This window comes from Bradyrhizobium sp. TM233, from assembly GCF_036247965.1.
Lineage (GTDB): Bacteria > Pseudomonadota > Alphaproteobacteria > Rhizobiales > Xanthobacteraceae > Bradyrhizobium > Bradyrhizobium ottawaense.
Genome location: NZ_BTIG01000027.1, coordinates 88,172 through 107,355 on the forward strand (window position 1 = coordinate 88,172; position 19,184 = coordinate 107,355).

A 19,184-nucleotide genomic window follows, 5' to 3' on the forward strand; every position below is an offset into this window, starting at 1 on the left:
GCGTTCCCTCCCCCCTTGTGGGGGAGGGCTAGGGAGAGGGGTGGCCCAGCAAGAGGTGCCCGTTGTTGATGACGCACAAGCGCGTGCGCGATCGATAGAGTCCCCGTGTGGCACCCCCCTCCCTGCCCCTCCCCCACAAGGGGGAGGGAATGAGAGATCTGGTGCCCCCTCACATGCAAACCGCCGGCAAAAATTCTTCAACCATTTCAACCCCATTCTACTGTGCATGGGGTTGTTTTCGCAGTTTTAGCTCGCGAAGGCCGCGAACTGCTGTGCGACGGCCTGATAAACCTCACGCCGGAACGGCACCACGACGTCGGCGACGCGGTCGAGGCGTTCCCAGCGCCAGGCGTCGAACTCTGCGGGCTGGCCGTTGCGCGGCGTCAGCGGGTCGATCTCGTCATCCTTGCCGATGAAGCGCAGGGCGAACCATTTTTGCCGCTGGCCGCGAAACTTGGCCAGCCGATGCGTCTGCGGTCCGTCATAGGGCGGGAATTCGTAGGTGAGCCAGTCGGTCTCGCCGAGATAGTCCGCGCTCTTGACGCTGGTCTCCTCCCAGAGCTCGCGCAGCGCGGCATCGCGCAAATTCTCGCCGTCGTCGACGCCGCCCTGCGGCATCTGCCAGTCGAGCCCGGGCAGGATGATCTCGGGTCCGTCGCCCTTGAAGCGGTGGCCGATCAGCACGCGGCCTTCGGTGTTGAAGAGAGCGATCCCCACGTTGGGGCGGTAGGGCTTTTCATTCGTCACGCGTAAATCTCTCATCGTCATTCCCGGGTGCATTAGCACCGAAGCCGGGACGACAATTCGATTTATTGGTCTGCCAGCGCGGAAAATTCCTGCACCACGCGCTCATAGACCGGGCGCTTGAAAGGAATGATCAGCCCGGTCAGATTCTTCATCGGTTCCCAGCGCCAGTTCACGAATTCGGCCTTGTGGCCGCCGCCGCCGGGCCTCTCGACATTGATCTCGCTGTCCTTGCCGGTGAAGCGCACCGCGTACCATTTCTGGCGCTGGCCGCGGTAGCGGCCCTTCCAGGCGCGCCCGGCGACCGTGCGCGGAATGTCGTAAGTGAGCCAGTCCGGGACCTCGCCGAGCCGCTCGACCGAGCGCACGCTGGTCTCCTCGTAGAGCTCGCGCCTCGCGGCATCCCAGGTGTCCTCGCCGGGATCGACGCCGCCTTGCGGCATCTGCCAGACATGGGTGTCGTCGACATGCTCGATGCCGCCGGCGCGGCGGCCGATGAACACCAGTCCCTCTGTGTTGATCAGCATCACACCGACGCAGGTCCGGTAGGGCAGATCCTCGTAACGCGCCATTCCGCCAGACCTCTCGCATGCTGCTGGTTGCGGCTTGACCGGTCCCGCGGGACCCGTGCCGTACCAATCCGTTGATTTAGCTGGATTTTGATTTCAGCATCGCGGTTGTCAATGGCACCAAAAGGATACCTCGGTCGCCCAATGTCTTGGTCCAGGCGCCGATGCGCTCGATCGAGACGGGAAGGGCGCTAGCCGTGCCGACAGCCGCGCCGCGCTCGCGGGCCGTCGATTCGAGCTTGTTCAGGGCGCGGTCGATCTCGGTCGGGGTCGGCACCACGTCGATCGCGATGTCGCCCCTGCCGAACGGCATGGTCTGGTTCGCCGCGGCTTGGACTGCGATGCTGCGGGGCGAGGAGCCGTCGTCGAAGAAGCCGAGGCCGCGCTTGGCCGCCTCGCGGATGATCGGCTGCATCGCCGGCTCCGTCGCGATGAAGCGGGCGCCCATGAAATTGGTGATGCCGGCATAGCCCTGCATCCGGCTGAAATGCCAGTACAGGCGGTCCATGTTCTGGTCGGCGCTGAGCGAGGTCAGCAGCGTCTGCGGTCCCGGATCATTGTCGGGGAAGTCGTAGGGCTCCATCGGGATCTGGAGGAAGATCTCGTGGCGCTGCGCGCGGGCCCGTTCGGCGAGCTTGCCGGGATCGGTGCCATAGGGCGTGAAAGCCAGCGTCACCGCCGCCGGCAGCCTCATGATGGCATCGGTGGTCTTGGCGGCGCCGACGCCGAGGCCGCCGATCACGATGGCGACCACGGGCATCTTGGCGGCCTTGGCGCGATCGGCGTCCGCCGCATAGACGTTGAACGGCTTCAGCCCGTCGGCGACCACCGGGATCATGCCGTAGCGTGACTTCTCCAGCAGCTTCGGATTGATCCCGGCCATGACCGGCGGCGGGGCCGAAGCGGCCCCGGCCTTGTCGCCTGCGTCCTCGCCGATCACCACGTCGTGGCGGGCGCCGGTGGAGCCGTCGATCATGGTGACGGTCTTCTGCTCGCCGGGGGCGGCCTGCTTCGGCGCCTCCTGGCTGTCGTGCTTGCCGTCCTGCTTGCTAGCTGGCTTGCTGTCCTGGCCGGCGGCGGGCTTCTCGTTGGCAGCCTTGTCGGCGCCCTTCTCGCTGATGGCGATCCGCGTCATCGGCTCGCCGCCGAGCGGATCCTTGTTGAAGATGGCGAAGCCGGCAAAGGTGAGGAGGAACAGGCCGAGCAGCACGGCGAGCACCTGCATGGCCGTGAACGGCAGCCGCAGCCGGCGTTTCCGGCGCGGCTTGTCCTGTCCGAGCGGGGCGCTCAGATCATCGGCCGTTTCAGTCATGCGCGATCCCGAATCACTGCCAATGACGATACCACGCCGGGGTCAAGCGACGGCAGGCCGGGATAGGCCGGGGATGGCATGAGTTCCAAGCAAAAAGGGCGGCTCCTGGAGCCGCCCCTTTCGTCAGATCGCGCGATGCGCCGCCTTGGTTCGCCGACTTAGTTCGCCGACTTAGTTCGCCGCCTTGGGCTTGTCGGTCGTGGTCTTGTTGTCGCTGCCCGGGGTGGGCGCGGCGGAGGCGCTGTTCTTGATGCCGTGGAGCAGGTCGTCGGCGAGCTTGAGCGCCTTGTCGTCCTTGGCGTCCGGCGGGACGTAGGACTGCGAGCCGGTCTTCTCGTCGCCGTCGTTCTTGAGATGGCCGCGCAGCGAAGCCTCGCCCTTGGTGTCGGTGCGCGACTTCAGCTCGTCCGGCACGTCCTGCAGCACTTCGATGTCGGGCACGATGCCCTTGGCCTGGATCGACTTGCCCGACGGCGTGTAGTAGCGCGCCGTGGTCAGCCGCAGCGCGCCATTGCCGCTTCCGAGCGGGATGATGGTCTGCACCGAGCCCTTGCCGAACGAGCGCGTGCCGACGATGGTCGCGCGCTTGTGGTCCTGCAGCGCGCCGGCGACGATCTCCGACGCCGAGGCCGAGCCGCCATTGACCAGCACGATGACCGGCTTGCCCTTGGTCAGATCGCCCGAATGCGCGGTGCGACGCTGGGTCTCCTCGGCATTGCGGCCGCGGGTCGACACGATCTCGCCCTTCTCCAGGAACGAGTCGGACACGGTGACCGCTTCCTCGAGCAGGCCGCCCGGATTGTTGCGGAGGTCGATGATGTAGCCCTTCAGCTTGTCGCCGATCTGATTCGAGAGGCTGGCGACCTCGCGCTTCAGGCCTTCGGTGGTCTGCTCGTTGAAGGTGGTGATGCGGATATAGGCGATGTCGTCGGCCTCGACGCGCGCGCGCACCGAGCGGACGCGGATGTTGTCGCGCACCAGGGTGACGTCGATCGGATTGTCCTGGCCCTTGCGGATGATCTTGAGCTTGATCTTGGTGTTGACGGGGCCGCGCATCTTCTCGACCGCCTGGTTCAGGGTCAGGCCCTGCACCGCCTCGTCGTCGAGATTGGTGATGATGTCGTTGGCCATGACGCCGGCGCGCGAAGCCGGGGTGTCGTCGATCGGCGAGACCACCTTGATCAGGCCGTCTTCCATCGTGACCTCGATGCCGAGGCCGCCGAACTCACCGCGGGTCTGCACCTGCATGTCGCGGAAGCTCTTGGCATCCATGTAGCTCGAATGCGGATCGAGGCCGGTGAGCATGCCGCTGATGGCGGATTCGATCAGCTTGGTGTCGTCGGGCTTCTCGACATAGTCGGAGCGCACGCGCTCGAAGACGTCACCGAACAGATTGAGCTGGCGATAGGTGTCTGCAGTGGCGGCTCGCGCGCTGGAGCCCATGAACACCGCGCGCGGCTGGGTCACGAACAGCATCAGCGCCGCGCCGGTGGCCGCGCTGAGGAGGATTACTGAAGTCTTGCGCATCATCCGCGAACCTTCTCGCCTTCATTTGCGGCCCACCATGGGCCTGGATCGATTGGAGTGCCGTCCTTACGGAACTCGACATACAGCACAGGTTGACTCGCGTTCGTCGCAAGAATGGAAGCGACCTGAGAGGTCGACCCCATCGTCGCGACCGGCTCCCCCGTGAGCACAAACTGTCCGATGTTGACCGAAATGCGCTCCATCCCGGCGATCAGGACATGATACCCGCCCCCGGCGTTGAGGATCAAGAGTTGTCCATAGCTGCGGAACGGGCCTGAATAGACCACCCAGCCGTCACACGGCGTTGTGACCTGGGAGCCGGGCTTGGTCGCCAGCGAAATGCCCTTCTGGACCCCGCCGACCCCGTCGGAACCGCCGAAATCCCTGATCTTGTTACCGTTAACCGGAAGAGGCAGGAGACCCTTGGCGGAGGCAAAGACGATCGCGGGGGTGGTCCGGGACCGGTCCTTGAACACGCCGGGGCCGGATTTGGCGCTGGCGCTGGCCGCCGCCTTGGCCTCGGTGGCGGCCGCCTTCGCCTCGGCCTGCCTTGCAGCCTCGGCTGCCTTCTCGGCGGCCTTGGCGGCGCTCTGCAGATCCTGCTCCATCTTGGTGATCAGGCCCTGGAGATCGCCGACCTGTCTCGAAAGCGCGATGGCGCGCGAATTCTCGGCATCGAGGTCCTTTTCGCGCGAAGCCTGCTGGCGCTGCCGCTCGTCGACGAGGGCGGTGAGCCGGGTCTGGTCGCTCCTGACCTTGTCGCGGTCGGAGGCGAGCTGGTCGCGCTCGGTGGCGATGGTCTTGCGCAAGGCCACGAGCTCGCCGAGCTCGCTTGCGATCTTCTCGGCGCGGCCGCGCAGCTCCGGCACCACGGCGCCGAGCAGCATCGCCGTGCGCAGTGATTGCAGCGCATCTTCCGGCCGCACCAGCAGCGCCGGCGGCGTGCGCCGTCCGGCCCGCTGCAACGCCGCCAGCACCTCGACGATGTCGGCACGGCGCGAATCGAGCGAGCTGCGCATCGCCTGCTCGCGTCCGTTGAGCGCGCGCAGCCGGGCTTCAGTCTCGTCGATCTTGGTCTCGACGCTGCGCACATTGGCGGCGGTGTCGATCAGCTGCTGATTGAGCTGGGTACGGTCCTGGCCGATCGAGGTGATCTCGGCCTTGAGCTTGGCCTGGGCCTCTTCCGCGCTCTTCTGCCTGGCGCGCGCGGCTTCCAGCTCCTGCTCGCGCTGCTTGATGGCGTCGGGCGAGACGGCGGCGGTCTGCGGCGCGGGCGCAACTGACTGACCTTGCGTCTGAGCTTGCGCGAGGCTTGCGCCGGCAACGCTTGTGATCAGCAACAGGTTGAGGAGCGGCGCTCGCATCGTGTCGGCAAAGGTGCTCGTTGTGGCGCGCATCACGCGCGGTGATAGGGGTGGCCGGCCAGAATGGTGGCGGCCCGATAAAGCTGTTCCAGAAGCATGACGCGGACCATTTGGTGCGGCCAGGTCGCAGAGCCGAACGCGATCGCGAGCTTGGCCTTACGGCGCAATTCGGGCGAAAGTCCGTCCGCCCCTCCGATCACGAAGATAGTATGTCCGGCACCTTCGTCCCGCCAGCGCGACAGATGCCGTGCGAATACGGTGGAGTCGAGATTTTGCCCGCGCTCGTCCAGCGCCACCAGGATCGATTTGGCCGGGATTTGCGCGGAGATCGCGGCCGCCTCTTCGGTCATCCGTGTCGCGGCGTCGCGCGCGCGGCTCTCGGAGATTTCGTGGACCAGGAGTTCGCGGAATCCGAGCTTGCGGCCGGCCTCGTCGAACCGCTCGAAATAGCGGTCGGCAAGCTCCCGTTCGGGGCCCTGCTTCAGCCGGCCCACCGCAATGACAGCAACGCGCATGATATCAGGGTCGTGTTTTCAAGACCGCGCGCAAATGGCGCGCGCGCGACGCTAGCATGCGCGTCAGCCGATTCGAAATCGGCTCGATGAGCCTAGATCGCCTTCGCCGCGATCGCCTTCGCAGCCCCTGGGCCCTGCGTGTACAACCGCTCGAGATTGTAGAACTCGCGGACCTCGGGTCTGAACACGTGCACGATCACGTCGCCGGAATCGATCAGCACCCAGTCGCAATTGGGCAAGCCCTCGACATGGATGTTCTTGATGCCGTTTTCCTTGAGGCCCTTGGCGACGTTTTCCGCAATCGCGCCAACGTGCCGGTTCACCCGGCCGGTGGTGACGATCATGTAGTCGGAGTACGCCGATTTGCCGCGAAGGTCGATGGTGACCGTCTCTTCCGCCTTCATGTCATCGAGGCGGGAGAGGATCAGGCTCAGCGTCTTGTCGGCGTCGGGTTGCGCCTTCAAGGCCGCAGCTTTGGTCGATGTCTTACGCGTCGGCTTGGCAACCTTGGGTGAAACAGACTTGGTTGAAGCTGACTTGGACAATACAGATGCGGTCAGGGACCATTCCTTTCACTGTATCGCGAACGCCGAATCCGGCGCTCACTGGTTACACTACATCATGTGGGGTTAAGGGTTTCAATATGCCAGAGAGCCCGAAACCCATACTACATCTGCACGCTCGTCCTCACATTGTACCTTTCCAGCTCCCGTCCGGGTTCCGTAAGCCGGTCGAGGACAGATTCAGCTTCATTCCGGTCAGGAAAACCCAGGCCGGCGCCGGCTGATCCGCAAGCAGCGCTGCCTTGTTCTCGGGCAGGCGATAGCGTGCCAGCGCCTGGGCGGCGGGGGAGGCGAGGGCGCGAAAACTCTGCGGCGGGCGGTCGATGACTGCAATCGGCACCTGGTCGGCGATGCGCCGCCAGTGCTGCCAACGATGGAATTGAGCGAGATTGTCGGCGCCCATGATCCAGACAAAGCGCAGGCCGCTGAGGCGGCGGCGCAAGGTGTTGATCGTGTCGATAGTGTAGCGCGTGCGGATGACGGATTCGAGACAGCTGACCTCGATCCTTGAATCGTTGGCGACGTCGCGCGCGGCCTGCATGCGCGCGCCGAGCTCATGCAGCTTACCGTTCTCCTTCAGCGGATTGCCCGGCGTCACCAGCCACCACACGCGGTCGAGCTGAAGGCGCTTCAGCGCGAACTGGCTGATCGCGCGATGCGCCTGGTGCGGCGGATTGAACGAGCCGCCGAGCAGGCCGATGCGCATGCCTTCGGTGTAGGGCGGTATCGCCTGCGCGAAGAAGCGGGGGGCGACGAAATTGTTACTCAATGTCCGCGCCCCGCGACGTTACTTACGGCCGTGTCTGTCCGGTGCCGTGAACGCGATATTTGAAGCTCGTCAGCTGCTCGGCCCCGACCGGGCCGCGGGCGTGGAAGCGGCCGGTCGCAATCCCGATCTCGGCGCCGAAGCCGAACTCGCCGCCATCGGCGAATTGCGTCGAGGCGTTGTGCAGCACGATCGCGGAATCGACCTCGCTCAGGAATTTCTTCGCAGCCACCTCATCCGCGCTCACGATCGCATCGGTGTGATGCGAGCCGTGGTTCTGGATGTGTGCGATCGCGCCGTCGACGCCGTCGACGACCTTTGCCGCGATGATCGCGTCGAGATATTCGGTGTCCCAATCGTCTTCGTTTGCAGGCTTTACGCGCGCATCCGTTCCTTGCACCGTCTCGTCGCCGCGCACTTCGCAGCCGGCCTCGATCAGCATCTCGACCAGCGGCTTCAGAGTTTTGCCGGCCGCAGCGCGATCGACCAGCAGCGTCTCGGCCGCGCCGCAGACCCCGGTGCGGCGCATTTTTGCGTTGAGCACGATCGACTTCGCCATGGCGAGGTCGGCGCTGGCATCGACATAGACGTGATTGACGCCTTCGAGATGCGCGAACACCGGCACGCGCGCTTCCTGCTCGACGCGCGCGACGAGGCTTTTTCCCCCGCGGGGCACGATCACGTCGACGGTACCGTTCAGGCCAGAGAGCATCATGCCGACCGCCGCGCGGTCGCGCGTCGGCACCAGCGTGATCGCAGCTTCGGGCAGGCCGGCTTCACGCAGGCCCTGTACCAGGCATTCATGGATCGCGCGGCAGGACCGAAAACTGTCCGAGCCGCCGCGCAGGATCACGGCATTGCCTGACTTCAGGCACAGCACGCCGGCGTCGGCCGCAACGTTCGGCCGGCTCTCGAAGATCACGCCGACGACGCCGAGCGGCACGCGGACGCGTTCGATGGTCATGCCGTTCGGCCGCTGCCAGCTCTCGGTGACGATGCCGACGGGATCGGCGATGCCGCGCACGATGCCGATGCCCTCGGCCATGCCCTCGATGCGGGCCGGCGTCAGCGTCAGGCGGTCGATGAAGGAGGAGGTGGCATTGCCGGAGGCGCGGGCTTCCGCGACGTCCTCGGCATTGGCGGCAAGGATCGCCGCAGAGCTCGCGCGGATCGCCCGCTCCATGGCCTCGAGCGCCCGGTTCTTCTGCTCCGGCGGCGCCAGCGCCAGCACGCGCGCGGCAGCGCGGGCGCGGGTCCCGAGATCGGACATCAGGGCCAAGAGATCGCTAGTCCGATCGGCGTTGCCGTCAACGGCTTTGAGGGGGGCGGCCATGGGGGTCAAAACCTTCTGCTAAGGCGGTGTCCTAGCACGGAAATCCCGCTTTTGCGAAGGGCGGGCAGGGTATGGCAGGGCTCCGCGAGTGAGTAGGCCGTTTGGCCACTGATCCAGCCCCGGCTGTCCGCGGACCTTACTTGCGCTGTCATTCCGGGGCAGTGCGTCAGCACCGAACCCGGAATCTCGAGATTCCGGGTCTGGTCCTTCGGACCGTCCCGGAATGACGGAGGCGGCGTCTTACCCGCCCACCACCAGATCGTCACGGTGGATCATCTCCGAGCGCCCGCTGATGCCGAGGATGGCCATCACGTCCGGGGAGGAGCGGCCCTTGATCCGCTCGGCGACCTCGGCATCGTAGGCGATCAGGCCGCGGCCGACCTCGCTGGTATCGGGGCCGCGCACGACCACGGCATCGCCGCGGGCGAACTGGCCCTCGACCTTGATCACGCCGGCCGGTAGCAGGCTGGCGCCGGCGCGCAGCGCGGTCACCGCGCCGGCATCGATGGTCAGCGTGCCCTTCGGCTCCAGCGTGCCCGCGATCCAGCGTTTGCGCGAGGTGATGGGATTGGCCGGCGTCAGGAACCAGGTGCAGCGGCCGCCGTCGGCGATCGCCTGCAGGGGATGCTCGATTTTGCCGGAGGCGATCAGCATATGCGTGCCGCCGGTGGTGGCGATCTTGGCGGCCTCGACCTTGGTGCGCATGCCGCCGCGCGACAGCTCGGACTCGGCATCGCCTGCCACGGCTTCGATCTCCGAGGAGATGCTCTCGACCACCGGAATGAGCTTGGCGTTCGGATTGTTCTTCGGCGGGGCGTCGTAAAGCCCGTCGATGTCGGACAGCAGCACCAGCAAGTCGGCGCTCGCCATGGTGGCGACGCGCGCGGCGAGGCGGTCGTTGTCGCCGTAGCGGATCTCGTTGGTCGCCACCGTGTCGTTCTCGTTGATCACGGGGATCGCGCGCCACTCCAGCAGCTTGCCGATGGTGGAGCGCGCGTTGAGATAGCGGCGGCGCTCCTCGGTGTCCCCAGGCGTCACCAGGATCTGGCCGGCGTCGATGTCGTGGGCCCCGAGCACCTCGGACCAGATCCGCGCCAGCGCGATCTGGCCGACGGCGGCGGCGGCCTGGCTCTCTTCCAGCTTGAGCGGGCCGCGCGGCAGCTTGAGGCGGCTGCGGCCGAGCGCGATCGAGCCGGAGGAGACGACGAGCACGTCGCGCCCCTCCTCGTGCAGCTTGGCCATGTCGTCGGCGAGCGCGGCGAGCCAGGACGCCCGCACCTCGCCCTTGTCGGAATCGACCAGCAGCGCGGAGCCGACCTTGACGACGATGCGGCGGAATTGACTGAGTTCGGGGCTGGCCATGTGTGTATGTGTGTTGGCGCGCTTGGGCGATCTGCTCTGCGTTGGAAACGGCGGAGCGAGAAGCGGCGCCGATAGGCCCGCTTTTGCAGCAGGACGATGGCCGGCGCAAGGCGGCCAGAATGGTAAACGGCAAATGCCGGCCTTGTCCGGGGCGCTGCTCTGGTCCTAACTGATACCAACCAAAATGGGGTCAAAGGGGAAACGCATGGATCGCCGTACATTCATGGCCGGATGTTTCGGCCTGCCGCTGCTGGCGCAGGCCGGTGGGGCGCAAGCGCAGGCCGGGCTGACCAAGATCATCTTTCCGTTTGCGGCGGGGGCCGGCGGCGACACGTTGTGCCGGCTGATCGCCCAGGAGATGGCGCCGGTGCTGCAACGGACCATCGTGGTCGAGAACCGCACCGGCGGCGATGGCCTGATCGGGATCAAAGCGGTGAAGGGCGCGAGCCCGGACGGCAGCATGGTGCTGGTGACGACGGGGCCGACCATGTACCTGCTGCCGATGGTGGAGACGGCGCCAAGCTTCGACACCGACAAGGATTTCGTGCCGGTGTCGCTGCTGGCGCGGTTCGAGTTCGCGCTGGTGATCAACCCGGCGGTCGAGGCCGCCGATTTCAAGAGCTTCGTGGCGTGGCTGAAGGCGCATCCGGACAAGACCTCGTTCGGCGTGCCGAGCAACGGCACCATTCCGCATTTCATGGGCTCCAAGCTCGAGAAGGATCTCGGCATTCCCCTGACCCGCGTGCCCTATCGCGGCAGCGCGCCGATCCTCAATGATCTCGTCGGCGGCCACATTTCGTTCGGGATCACCACGCTGGCCGACGCGCTACCGCAGCATCGGGCCAAGGGCGTGAGGATCATCGCGGTGTCGAGCGCGGAGCGCTCGCCCTTCGCGCCCGAGGTGCCCACGCTGAAAGAGAGCGGCATCGATCTCGTTGCCGACGCCTGGTACGGCATGTGGCTTCCGGCCGGCAGTCCGCCGGACTTCGCGAGCAAGCTGGGAGCTGCCGCGAGCGCCGCGCTCGCCAAGCCCGAGGTGAAGGAGAAGCTCACCGCAATCGGCCTGATCCCGGTCGGCTCGACGCCGGAGGGATTGACGAAGGAGCTCGCTGCGAACATCGCGTTGTGGCAGCCAATCGTGAAGGCGACGGGATACAAGATCGAGAATTGAACTCCGATGGCGCCACATACTCAGCCGTCAAGCCCGGCATGACGAATGGAGAGAGCCTCGCTTTGCTCACTCACATCTTCGCGCGCTGCGCGATGCCGTCCTTGATCGCCGCGAGCTCGGTCTCATCCCAGATGCCGATCAAAACGCCGCCCTTCACCTGAAGCTGGTTATCGGCATAGGCCGCGATCTTCTCGCGCGGTGTGGTGATGTGGCCGGTCGGATGCAGCGCCCAGTCGAACAGCTCGGCCTGCAACCGCGCGATGACGGCGGCACACTCCGGGTCGTCACCGCGATCGACGAACTCCTGCGGATCGGTTTCGAGATCGTACAGCATCGGGCGGAAGCCGGAGGCGTGGATGTATTTCCAGCGGCCGTCGAACACCATGAACAGGCGGCAGCGCTCGATCGGCTGGTTCAGCTTCAGTCGCACGTCCTGCATGGCGTAGTCGTATTCGGAGAACGCGACCTTGCGCCAATCGGACGGCGTCGGCCCGCGCAGCAGCGGCAACAGCGAGCGTCCTTCGAGGATGTGGCCCGGCACCTTGCCGCCGAAATAATCGACGAAGGTCGGCGCGAGATCGATGCCTTCAACCAGCGCGTCGCTGCGGGTGCCGCGCGTGGCGTCGGCTTCCCTGGAGGGGTCGATGATGATCAGCGGGATTTTTGCCGACTGCTCGTGGAACAGGTCCTTCTCACCCATCCAGTGATCGCCGAGATAATCGCCGTGATCGGAGGTGAACACGATCATGGTGGTGTCCAGCAGATCGCGTTCGCCTAAGAACTTCATCAGCGCGCCCATCTGGTCGTCGATCTGGGTGATCAGGCCCATATAGGTCGGGATCACCTTCTCGCGGGCATCATTGCGCGCCATGTTGCGGGAGTAGCGCATGTCCATATAGGCGCCGAACACCGGATGGGGATTTTGCCGCTCGCGCTCGGAGCGGATCACCGGGATCATGTCGTCGGTCGAATACATGCTGGCGTAGGGCTCCGGCGCGATGTAGGGCCAGTGCGGCTTGATGTAGGACAGATGCAGGCACCAGGGCCGGCCGTCGGTCTCGGCCTCGTTGATGAAGTCCATCGCGCGGCGCGTCATGTAGGGCGTCTCGGAATGTTCGTCCGGCACGCGCGCGGCCTTGTCGGCATGCACCAGCAGCCAGCCGTTCTGCAACGAACCATCCTCCGCCGCGCCGGAATTGGCCCAATGCTCCCAGGGGTTGGTGGCTTCAAAACCTTGGCTGCGCAGATACTCGTCGTATTTCGGACGCGGTCGTCCGGTCGGATGCAGGCCGTCGTCGCGCTCATAGGGCTCGAAGCCGCACTCGGAGACATGCACGCCGATCATCGATTCCGGGGGAATGCCGAGCGCCTTCATGCCTTCCAGATCGGGCGCCATGTGGGTCTTGCCGACCAGCACGTTGCGCACGCCGATCTTCTTGAGGTGATCGCCGAGCGTGGGCTCGCCGACGCGCAGCGGCCAGCCGTTCCAGTGCGAGCCGTGCGAGCGCATGTAGCGGCCGGTGTAGAACGACATCCGCGACGGACCGCAGATCGGCGATTGCACATAGGCCTTGCTGAACAGCACGCCGCGCTTGGCCATGGCGTCGATGTTCGGCGTCTTCAACGTGGGATGGCCGGTGCAGCCGAGATAATCATAGCGAAGCTGGTCGCACATGATCCAGAGAACGTTCTTCGCGCGCGCCATGCCTCGCCCCTGCATTTTCTTGATTGTTTGATGCTGCGCTATCGCGCTAGCGAAGACAAGCCAGTGACGCGCGTGCCCGTAGTCTCACACTCCGCTGTCGTCCCTGCGAAAGCAGGGACCCATAACCACAGGGAGTGGTTTGGCGAAGATTCGTCGCTCGGGACTACAACCATCCGCATCGAGAGATCACGCGGTATGGGTCCCTGCGTGCGCAGGGACGACAATTACGCCGACCACGGCTCCGCTTCGGCGGCGCTCTTGGCCTTGGCCGACACCGGGGCCTCGCCGATCACCTCGACGAGCGCGCGCAGGGCTTCCTTGACGCCATCGCCGGTGATGCCCGACATCAGCAGCGGCGTCTTCTTGGCCGCGCGCTTCAGCCGGTCCTTCTGTTTCTTCAATTCGTCCGGCTCGACGGCGTCGATCTTGTTCAGCGCGACGATCTCGATCTTGTCCGTGAGCAGCCCGCCATAGGCGTCGAGCTCCTTGCGCACCGTCTTGTAGGCCTTGCCGGCGTGCTCGCAGGTTGCGTCGATCAGATGCAAGAGCACGCGGCAGCGCTCGACATGGCCGAGGAAGCGGTCGCCGAGGCCGGTGCCTTCATGCGCGCCCTCGATCAGGCCGGGAATGTCGGCGAGCACGAATTCGCGGCCGTCGGCATTCACGACGCCGAGCTGCGGATGCAGCGTGGTGAAGGGATAGTCGGCGATCTTGGGCCGCGCCGCGCTGACCTTGGACAGGAAGGTCGACTTGCCGGCATTGGGCATGCCGACGAGGCCGGCATCCGCGATCAGCTTCAGCCGCAGCCAGATCCAGCGCTCTTCACCGACCTGGCCGGGATTGGCGTTGCGCGGCGCGCGGTTGGTCGAGGTCTTGAAATGCGCGTTGCCGAAGCCGCCATTGCCGCCCTCGGCCAGCACGAACTTTTCGCCGACATCAGTGAAATCGTGGATCAGGGTCTCACGGTCCTCGTCGAAGATCTGCGTGCCCACGGGGACCTTCAGCACGATGTTCTTGCCGTTGGCGCCGTGGCGGTCCGAACCTGAGCCGTTCTCGCCCTTCTGGGCCTTGAAGTGCTGCTGGTAGCGGTAGTCGATCAGCGTGTTGAGGCCATCGGCGACCTCGATGATCACGTTACCGCCGCGGCCGCCATTGCCGCCGGAGGGACCGCCGAATTCGATGAACTTCTCGCGGCGGAACGCCACGCAGCCGTTCCCGCCGTCACCGGAGCGGATATAGACCTTTGCTTCGTCGAGGAATTTCATGGGCCATAGGTAGGCCAGCCGGCCCCCTCCGGCAACCCGGATAGACCCGCAAATCGGCCGAATTTCTCGCGATTTCGCCCCTTGCTTAACCAGTCGGCCGGCGCCGGATCAGGAATTTCTGCATCCCCTCCAGCACCAGCTCCTTGCGCTGGTTGAACACGGTGCTGCGAAGCGTCACCGCGCCGGTGGTGCGGCCCGGCGCCAGCTCGGTGACCTCGAGCGCAGGATAGATGGTGTCATCGGCAAACACGGGTTTGAGGAACCGGCTCGATTGCTCCAGGAAGCCGACCAGGGAGTCCTCCACCATGAACGGAAACAGGCCGGCGCCGGGCGCAGTGTGGATCAGCGTCTGGAAGCCGTGGGCGAGCAGGTGCGGCATGCCGCGGCTGCGGCAATATTCCACGTCGTAATGCACCGGATGGGTGTCGCCGCTCGCGGTCTGGAACGCGGCGAACACGGCCGTCGTCTGCGTGCGGCTCGGCAGCACGAAGCGTTCGCCGACGACGAAATCCTCAAACCAGCGTTGCGTGGGGATCATGCGATGCCGGGCCGGATCGAAGTCGGTCATGTCGGTGCTCTTTTTCTCGGTGCGGTCTCTATCGCTACCGCCATGCGAAGAGTGCGACAATCCGTTCAATTCAGCGTGGCGGGCTTGTCCCTGTGGCTCATGCCATTACAACGGCGCTCGATGCCCCTGTTCAAGAACCTCTCCGCCTATGACGATCGCTCCGCGCGCCTCGCCGGCATCGGACTGATGGTGCTGTCGATCTTCATGTTCTCGTTCGGCGACGCCATGGGCAAGTTCCTGGTCGGGACTTATTCGGTGGGGCAGCTCTTGTTCCTGCGCGCCTGCGCGGCGCTGCTGCTGCTCGCGCCGCTGATCTGGCGGCAGCGTCACGACTTCGTCAGCCTCGAGCGGCCGTGGCTCCAGCTGTTTCGCGTCGTGCTCTCGACGCTCGAGGTCGCCGCCTTCTTCCTCGCGACCGTCTATCTGCCGCTCGCCGACGTCATCACCTATTATCTCGCCGGTCCCATCTTCGTCACCGCGATGTCGGCGATCTTCCTGGGCGAGAAGGTCGGCTGGCGGCGCTGGACCGCGATCCTGATCGGCTTTTGCGGCGTCTTGATCGCGCTGCGGCCGTCGGCGCAGACCGTCAGCCTGCCGGCGCTGATCGCGCTCGGCGGCAGCCTGTCGTTTGCGACCCTGATGCTGATCACCCGCAGCCTGCGCAAGACGCCGGATATCGTGATGGCATCCTCGCAATTCGTCGGCACGTTCTCGCTGGGCGCGGTGCTGTCGGCCTTCCACTGGGTGCCGCCGACGCCGGGCAGCCTCGTGATATTCGCGCTGGCGGGATGCGTCTCGGTCACCGCGCTGTTCTGCGTCAACCGCTCGCTCAAGCTGGCGCCGGCCAGCGTCGTGGTGCCCTATCAATATTCCATGATCGTCTGGGCCGTGATCTTCGGCTTCGTCGTGTTCGGCGACGTGCCGTCGATGGCCACGCTCATCGGCGCCGCGATCATCATCGGGGCGGGATTCTATATTTATCTGCGCGAGCGCGATTTGGGGCGCGCAAGTGAAGAGATCAATCCGCCGGCGTAGCCAAGGCCACGCTGTCGTCCCGGGGCGCGCGTAGCGCGAGCCCGGGACCCATACCCACAGGGAAGTGTTTTGCGAAGGCTCGGAGTGGACGCTTCGCCTCGCACTGTTCCCTGTGGTTATGGGTCCCCGCCTTCGCGGGGACGACAGCGGAAAACGAGGCGCGGGCTCGCCCGCCTACCTCATCCTTCGCGCGCTGCTCCAGCTCTTCAGCGAGGACCACACGCCGCGCGACAGGCGGAAGCAGTCGACCGGCGTCGAGGAGCCCAGCGCGAGGAAGCGGTGCAGCTGCACGCCGCTCCACTGGAAGCCGCACTTCTCCAGCACCTTGCGCGAGGCCGGATTGGTGACGCGCGCGCCGGCATAGAGATGCTCGTCCTCGAACTCCTCGAAGAAGAAGTCGATCGCGCCGCGCGCGGCCTCGGTGGCAAAGCCCTTGCCCCAGTGCTCGACGCCGAGCCAATAGCCGAGCTCGGCATTGCCGGGCGTGGAGCAGTCGATGCCGACCATGCCGACCGGCCCGGTATCGTGCTCGATCAGGAACACGGTCTCGCTGCCGAGCGCGGCGGTGGCGCGAACGAACGCGACGGCGTCGTCCTGCGAATAGGGATGCGGGAGGCGGCGGGTGTTTTCGGCGACGCGGCGGTCGTTGGCGAGCCGGGCGATGGTCCTGACATCGGCGAGGGTCGGCCGCCGCAAGGTCAGCCGTTCGGTGGCGACGACACCAGGTCTCGCCTCAGCCAAGGTCGCGCTCGAGAAATCCTGCAACATGTCCGGCTCCGTGAAAGTCACTAAGTCAAAGTGAGCAAGTCAAAAGAAAAGGGGAGGCCGGTTTCCCGCCTCCCCCTGGAGCCTTCGATCTCTTGTGATCTCTGGACTCCGCCGGTTTGGTAGGACCGGCGGACTCCAATTTGATCCACCGTCTATTCAGCCGCCTCTGCGAGCGGGAGCACCGATACGAAGGTGCGGCCGTTGGCTTTGGCCTGGAACGTGACGCGACCCTCGATCTTGGCGAACAGAGTGTGGTCCGTGCCCATGCCGACATTAAGGCCCGGGTGCCAGGTGGTGCCGCGCTGACGCGCAATGATGTTGCCGGGAATCACAACTTCCCCGCCGAACGCCTTGATGCCGAGGCGCTTACCCTTGGAATCGCGACCGTTGCGCGATGAACCGCCTGCTTTTTTGTGAGCCATGGCTCGTCTCCGAAATCCTGCGTATTTCTAGATCAATTCCTTGACGGAATCATTTCAAAATTTCTCACGCATCAATTCGTGAATTGGCGTGATCGATTTCGCGTTACTCGGCGGCTTCCGCTGCCGGCTCCTTCGCCACCTTCTCCCGCTTCGGACGCGGGCCCTTGGTGGGCTTGGCGCCATCCGTCAGGATCTCGGAGATGCGGAGCACCGTGATCTCGTCGCGATAGCCGCGCTTGCGGCGCGAATTCTTGCGGCGGCGCTTCTTGAACGCGATGACCTTGGGGCCGCGCTTGTGGTCGAGCACCTCGACCGCAACGGACGCGCCTGCGACCGTCGGAATACCCAGCACCGGCGTGTCGCCGCCGACCACCAGAACTTCATTCAGCTGAATGATCGAGCCGACTTCGCCTTCGATCTTGCCTACTTCGAGAACATCATCCGGCACGACGCGGTATTGCTTGCCGCCGGTTTTGATGACTGCGAACATCGTTTTTTTCTCCGTGTTCAATCCCGGCCTCGCGACGGATATCGTCGGGGCCGGCTTTTTGTCAGTCGCTATGGGTTATGCGAGTTTTGTGCGGGCGGGAGTTATCCCTTTGAAAACCCACGCAAAAACAAGCGGCGCGAGAAACGCCCCGCGCCGATTGTGGGACTTATAGCCGCCGGCCGCGAAGAGTCAAGGAAAAGCGGGCGAAAAGCGCCCGGATTTGAAGGATTTGGCCCGGCCTGCGGCCTTCGGCCGAATCCCGACCGGCATTGCAACAAACCGGTTCCCTCGCAGTTAGTCCGCCGGAACAGGTAAGCGGGCAAGGGCTCTCATGGCAACAGACGAACTGGTCAAGACGACGGGCATCGCCCATCACGGCGCGGAGCGGCTGCCGTCGGTGGAGATCGACAGCTTCAACATCGAGATGAAGGACGAGGACGGCTTTCTCGGCGACCGCGCCAGCAAGGGCGCGTTCCGCGACATCCTCGACCGCTGGCGCAAGCCGCTGCGCAAGAGCGGCGAGGACCCGTTCGGCAAGGAGCCGTCCGAGAACATCAGCAAGAAGACGCTGGATGCGATCCTGGTCGGCGACGACGTCGAGGCCTCCGCGGTGGTGCACAGCGCGATCGAGGACTTCGCCCAGGAGCTCGCTTATGTCACCCGGCGTTTCCTCAAGACCAAGGCCTGGGCCAAGACCGAGCGCATCGTGGTCGGCGGCGGTTTTCGCGACTCCCGGCTCGGTGAGCTCGCGATCGCGCGGGCCGAGATCATCCTGAAATCCGAGGACTTCAAGATCGACATGATGCCGATCCGCCATCACCCGGATGAAGCCGGCCTGATCGGCGCGCTGCATCTGGCGCCGTCCTGGATCTTCGAGGCCCATGACAGCATTTTGGCCGTCGACATCGGCGGCACCAATATCCGCTGTGGCCTCGTCGAAACCGCTTGGAAAAAGGCAAAAGACCTGTCGAAGGCCAAGGTCGTGAAATCCGAGCTGTGGCGTCACGCCGACGACGAGCCGACGCGCGAAGGCGCGGTCAAGCGGCTCACCAAGATGCTGAAGGGGCTGATCACGGAGGCCGAGAACGAAGGCTTCAAGCTCGCGCCTTTCATCGGCATCGCCTGTCCCGGCGTGATCAAGGACGACGGCTCGATCGAGAAGGGTGCGCAGAACCTGCCGGGCAATTGGGAGAGCAGCAAGTTCAACCTGCCGGCGAGCCTGATCGAGGGCATCCCCGAGATCGGCGAGCACGACACCGCGATCCTGATGCACAATGACGGCGTGGTTCAGGGCCTCTCCGAGGTGCCGTTCATGCAGGACGTCGAGCGCTGGGGCGTGCTCACCATCGGCACGGGTCTTGGCAATGCGCGCTTCACCAACCGCCGCAAGGACCGGGACACTACGGAGAACGGCAAGAAAAAGGCCAAGGAAAACAACAAGGACAGCACGAAAAACGACAAGGAGTAACCTTGACTGGTTAGGTTAAGGACCGGATTGCGTTGCGGCGCCGAGGCCGCACGCTAGGGTCGAATTGTCGCCTCACTGGCCGGCGAAGCCGCCCTTCCCAGCCAGTATTTCAATGAGCGGCACGGGACCGTCAGTGTTTACCGCGTCTGGCGGTCCCACCCCGTTTTTCGATCGGTGATTCGGACCGCTCCAGCCCCCTTCAGTCCTTGCGCGCGCCACCTTCGGTGGAGCGGCATC

Annotated in this window: 19 protein-coding genes; 3 read left to right on the forward strand and 16 right to left on the reverse strand. The window is 65.1% G+C overall.

All coding sequences use genetic code 11. From position 1 onward, the window contains the following. Nucleotides 1–246 precede the first annotated feature (246 nt). From AABA86_RS31210 to proB, 10 genes are all read right to left on the reverse strand, one after another. On the reverse strand, nt 247–747 hold the full coding sequence (locus tag AABA86_RS31210; protein ID WP_338309518.1) for an RNA pyrophosphohydrolase: 501 nt from the start codon (nt 745–747) through the stop codon (nt 247–249). A gap of 62 nt (nt 748–809) precedes the next feature. Beyond that, nucleotides 810–1,316, reverse strand: coding sequence for an RNA pyrophosphohydrolase (locus AABA86_RS31215; protein ID WP_212252265.1), 507 nt, complete (start codon nt 1,314–1,316; stop codon nt 810–812). Between the two features lie 76 nt (nt 1,317–1,392). After that, entirely contained in the window at nt 1,393–2,625 is a 1,233-nt protein-coding gene (locus AABA86_RS31220) for a divergent polysaccharide deacetylase family protein (protein ID WP_338309519.1), read from the reverse strand. 171 nt (nt 2,626–2,796) lie between these two features. Continuing rightward, the gene (locus AABA86_RS31225) at nt 2,797–4,155 is read right to left on the reverse strand and encodes a S41 family peptidase (RefSeq protein WP_212252269.1); all 1,359 of its coding nucleotides are present in this window, start codon (nt 4,153–4,155) and stop codon (nt 2,797–2,799) included. Next, a complete protein-coding gene (locus AABA86_RS31230; RefSeq protein ID WP_338309520.1) occupies nt 4,152–5,516 on the reverse strand; it encodes a murein hydrolase activator EnvC family protein in 1,365 nt (454 codons plus the stop codon). Before AABA86_RS31230 ends, AABA86_RS31225 begins: the two co-directional genes overlap by 4 nt. A 32-nt stretch (nt 5,517–5,548) precedes the next feature. After that, on the reverse strand, nt 5,549–6,031 hold the full coding sequence (gene rlmH / locus AABA86_RS31235) for a 23S rRNA (pseudouridine(1915)-N(3))-methyltransferase RlmH (RefSeq protein ID WP_338309521.1): 483 nt from the start codon (nt 6,029–6,031) through the stop codon (nt 5,549–5,551). Nucleotides 6,032–6,123: 92 nt separating this feature from the next. Further along, nucleotides 6,124–6,495, reverse strand: a complete 372-nt coding sequence (gene rsfS / locus AABA86_RS31240) for a ribosome silencing factor (RefSeq protein WP_028139198.1) — start codon at nt 6,493–6,495, stop codon at nt 6,124–6,126. Nucleotides 6,496–6,718: 223 nt separating this feature from the next. Next, nucleotides 6,719–7,363, reverse strand: a complete 645-nt coding sequence (locus tag AABA86_RS31245) for a nicotinate-nucleotide adenylyltransferase (protein ID WP_212252275.1) — start codon at nt 7,361–7,363, stop codon at nt 6,719–6,721. 22 nt (nt 7,364–7,385) lie between these two features. Further along, nucleotides 7,386–8,693, reverse strand: a complete 1,308-nt coding sequence (locus AABA86_RS31250; RefSeq protein WP_212252277.1) for a glutamate-5-semialdehyde dehydrogenase — start codon at nt 8,691–8,693, stop codon at nt 7,386–7,388. Nucleotides 8,694–8,933: 240 nt separating this feature from the next. After that, nucleotides 8,934–10,055 (reverse strand): glutamate 5-kinase, encoded by a 1,122-nt coding sequence (gene proB, locus AABA86_RS31255; RefSeq protein WP_338309522.1) that lies wholly within the window; start codon nt 10,053–10,055, stop codon nt 8,934–8,936. A gap of 205 nt (nt 10,056–10,260) precedes the next feature. Here proB and AABA86_RS31260 point away from each other — a divergent pair, with 205 nt between their 5' ends. Then, nucleotides 10,261–11,226 (forward strand): Bug family tripartite tricarboxylate transporter substrate binding protein, encoded by a 966-nt coding sequence (locus AABA86_RS31260; RefSeq protein WP_338309523.1) that lies wholly within the window; start codon nt 10,261–10,263, stop codon nt 11,224–11,226. Between the two features lie 70 nt (nt 11,227–11,296). On the opposite strand, the gene AABA86_RS31265 is transcribed toward AABA86_RS31260, so the two are convergent. The 3 genes from AABA86_RS31265 to AABA86_RS31275 all read right to left on the reverse strand — a co-directional run bounded on the left by AABA86_RS31265 (nt 11,297) and on the right by AABA86_RS31275 (nt 14,764). After that, nucleotides 11,297–12,931, reverse strand: coding sequence for an alkaline phosphatase family protein (locus AABA86_RS31265; RefSeq protein ID WP_338309524.1), 1,635 nt, complete (start codon nt 12,929–12,931; stop codon nt 11,297–11,299). Between the two features lie 224 nt (nt 12,932–13,155). Beyond that, nucleotides 13,156–14,196: a GTPase ObgE gene (gene obgE, locus AABA86_RS31270; RefSeq protein ID WP_338309525.1), complete on the reverse strand. Its 1,041-nt coding sequence runs from the start codon at nt 14,194–14,196 to the stop codon at nt 13,156–13,158. Nucleotides 14,197–14,281: 85 nt separating this feature from the next. Continuing rightward, nucleotides 14,282–14,764 (reverse strand): MaoC family dehydratase, encoded by a 483-nt coding sequence (locus tag AABA86_RS31275; RefSeq protein WP_338309526.1) that lies wholly within the window; start codon nt 14,762–14,764, stop codon nt 14,282–14,284. Between the two features lie 120 nt (nt 14,765–14,884). Between AABA86_RS31275 and AABA86_RS31280 the strand changes: the two genes are divergently transcribed. Next, nucleotides 14,885–15,799: a DMT family transporter gene (locus AABA86_RS31280; protein ID WP_212252289.1), complete on the forward strand. Its 915-nt coding sequence runs from the start codon at nt 14,885–14,887 to the stop codon at nt 15,797–15,799. A 174-nt stretch (nt 15,800–15,973) separates the two neighbouring features. On the opposite strand, the gene AABA86_RS31285 is transcribed toward AABA86_RS31280, so the two are convergent. The 3 genes from AABA86_RS31285 to rplU all read right to left on the reverse strand — a co-directional run bounded on the left by AABA86_RS31285 (nt 15,974) and on the right by rplU (nt 17,479). Beyond that, entirely contained in the window at nt 15,974–16,567 is a 594-nt protein-coding gene (locus AABA86_RS31285; RefSeq protein WP_212252291.1) for a GNAT family N-acetyltransferase, read from the reverse strand. A gap of 152 nt (nt 16,568–16,719) precedes the next feature. Beyond that, the gene (rpmA, locus tag AABA86_RS31290; protein ID WP_008137923.1) at nt 16,720–16,989 is read right to left on the reverse strand and encodes a 50S ribosomal protein L27; all 270 of its coding nucleotides are present in this window, start codon (nt 16,987–16,989) and stop codon (nt 16,720–16,722) included. 103 nt (nt 16,990–17,092) lie between these two features. Further along, the gene (rplU, locus tag AABA86_RS31295; RefSeq protein ID WP_028139187.1) at nt 17,093–17,479 is read right to left on the reverse strand and encodes a 50S ribosomal protein L21; all 387 of its coding nucleotides are present in this window, start codon (nt 17,477–17,479) and stop codon (nt 17,093–17,095) included. Nucleotides 17,480–17,810: 331 nt separating this feature from the next. Here rplU and AABA86_RS31300 point away from each other — a divergent pair, with 331 nt between their 5' ends. After that, on the forward strand, nt 17,811–18,947 hold the full coding sequence (locus AABA86_RS31300) for an ROK family protein (RefSeq protein WP_338309527.1): 1,137 nt from the start codon (nt 17,811–17,813) through the stop codon (nt 18,945–18,947). Nucleotides 18,948–19,184 lie beyond the last annotated feature (237 nt).

Excerpts from the sequence above, each read along its gene's own strand:
- AABA86_RS31275 (WP_338309526.1), bottom strand. The coding sequence starts at position 14,764 with ATGACCGACTTCGATCCGGCCCGGCATCGCATGATCCCCACGCAACGC.
- AABA86_RS31280 (WP_212252289.1), top strand. The coding sequence starts at position 14,885 with ATGCCCCTGTTCAAGAACCTCTCCGCCTATGACGATCGCTCCGCGCGC.
- AABA86_RS31250 (WP_212252277.1), bottom strand. The coding sequence starts at position 8,693 with ATGGCCGCCCCCCTCAAAGCCGTTGACGGCAACGCCGATCGGACTAGC.
- AABA86_RS31230 (WP_338309520.1), bottom strand. The coding sequence starts at position 5,516 with ATGCGAGCGCCGCTCCTCAACCTGTTGCTGATCACAAGCGTTGCCGGC.
- AABA86_RS31265 (WP_338309524.1), bottom strand. The coding sequence starts at position 12,931 with ATGGCGCGCGCGAAGAACGTTCTCTGGATCATGTGCGACCAGCTTCGC.
- obgE (WP_338309525.1), bottom strand. The coding sequence starts at position 14,196 with ATGAAATTCCTCGACGAAGCAAAGGTCTATATCCGCTCCGGTGACGGC.
- AABA86_RS31285 (WP_212252291.1), bottom strand. The coding sequence starts at position 16,567 with ATGTTGCAGGATTTCTCGAGCGCGACCTTGGCTGAGGCGAGACCTGGT.
- AABA86_RS31220 (WP_338309519.1), bottom strand. The coding sequence starts at position 2,625 with ATGACTGAAACGGCCGATGATCTGAGCGCCCCGCTCGGACAGGACAAG.
- rplU (WP_028139187.1), bottom strand. The coding sequence starts at position 17,479 with ATGTTCGCAGTCATCAAAACCGGCGGCAAGCAATACCGCGTCGTGCCG.
- proB (WP_338309522.1), bottom strand. The coding sequence starts at position 10,055 with ATGGCCAGCCCCGAACTCAGTCAATTCCGCCGCATCGTCGTCAAGGTC.
- AABA86_RS31215 (WP_212252265.1), bottom strand. The coding sequence starts at position 1,316 with ATGGCGCGTTACGAGGATCTGCCCTACCGGACCTGCGTCGGTGTGATG.
- rlmH (WP_338309521.1), bottom strand. The coding sequence starts at position 6,031 with ATGCGCGTTGCTGTCATTGCGGTGGGCCGGCTGAAGCAGGGCCCCGAA.
- AABA86_RS31300 (WP_338309527.1), top strand. The coding sequence starts at position 17,811 with ATGGCAACAGACGAACTGGTCAAGACGACGGGCATCGCCCATCACGGC.
- AABA86_RS31225 (WP_212252269.1), bottom strand. The coding sequence starts at position 4,155 with ATGATGCGCAAGACTTCAGTAATCCTCCTCAGCGCGGCCACCGGCGCG.
- AABA86_RS31260 (WP_338309523.1), top strand. The coding sequence starts at position 10,261 with ATGGATCGCCGTACATTCATGGCCGGATGTTTCGGCCTGCCGCTGCTG.
- rpmA (WP_008137923.1), bottom strand. The coding sequence starts at position 16,989 with ATGGCTCACAAAAAAGCAGGCGGTTCATCGCGCAACGGTCGCGATTCC.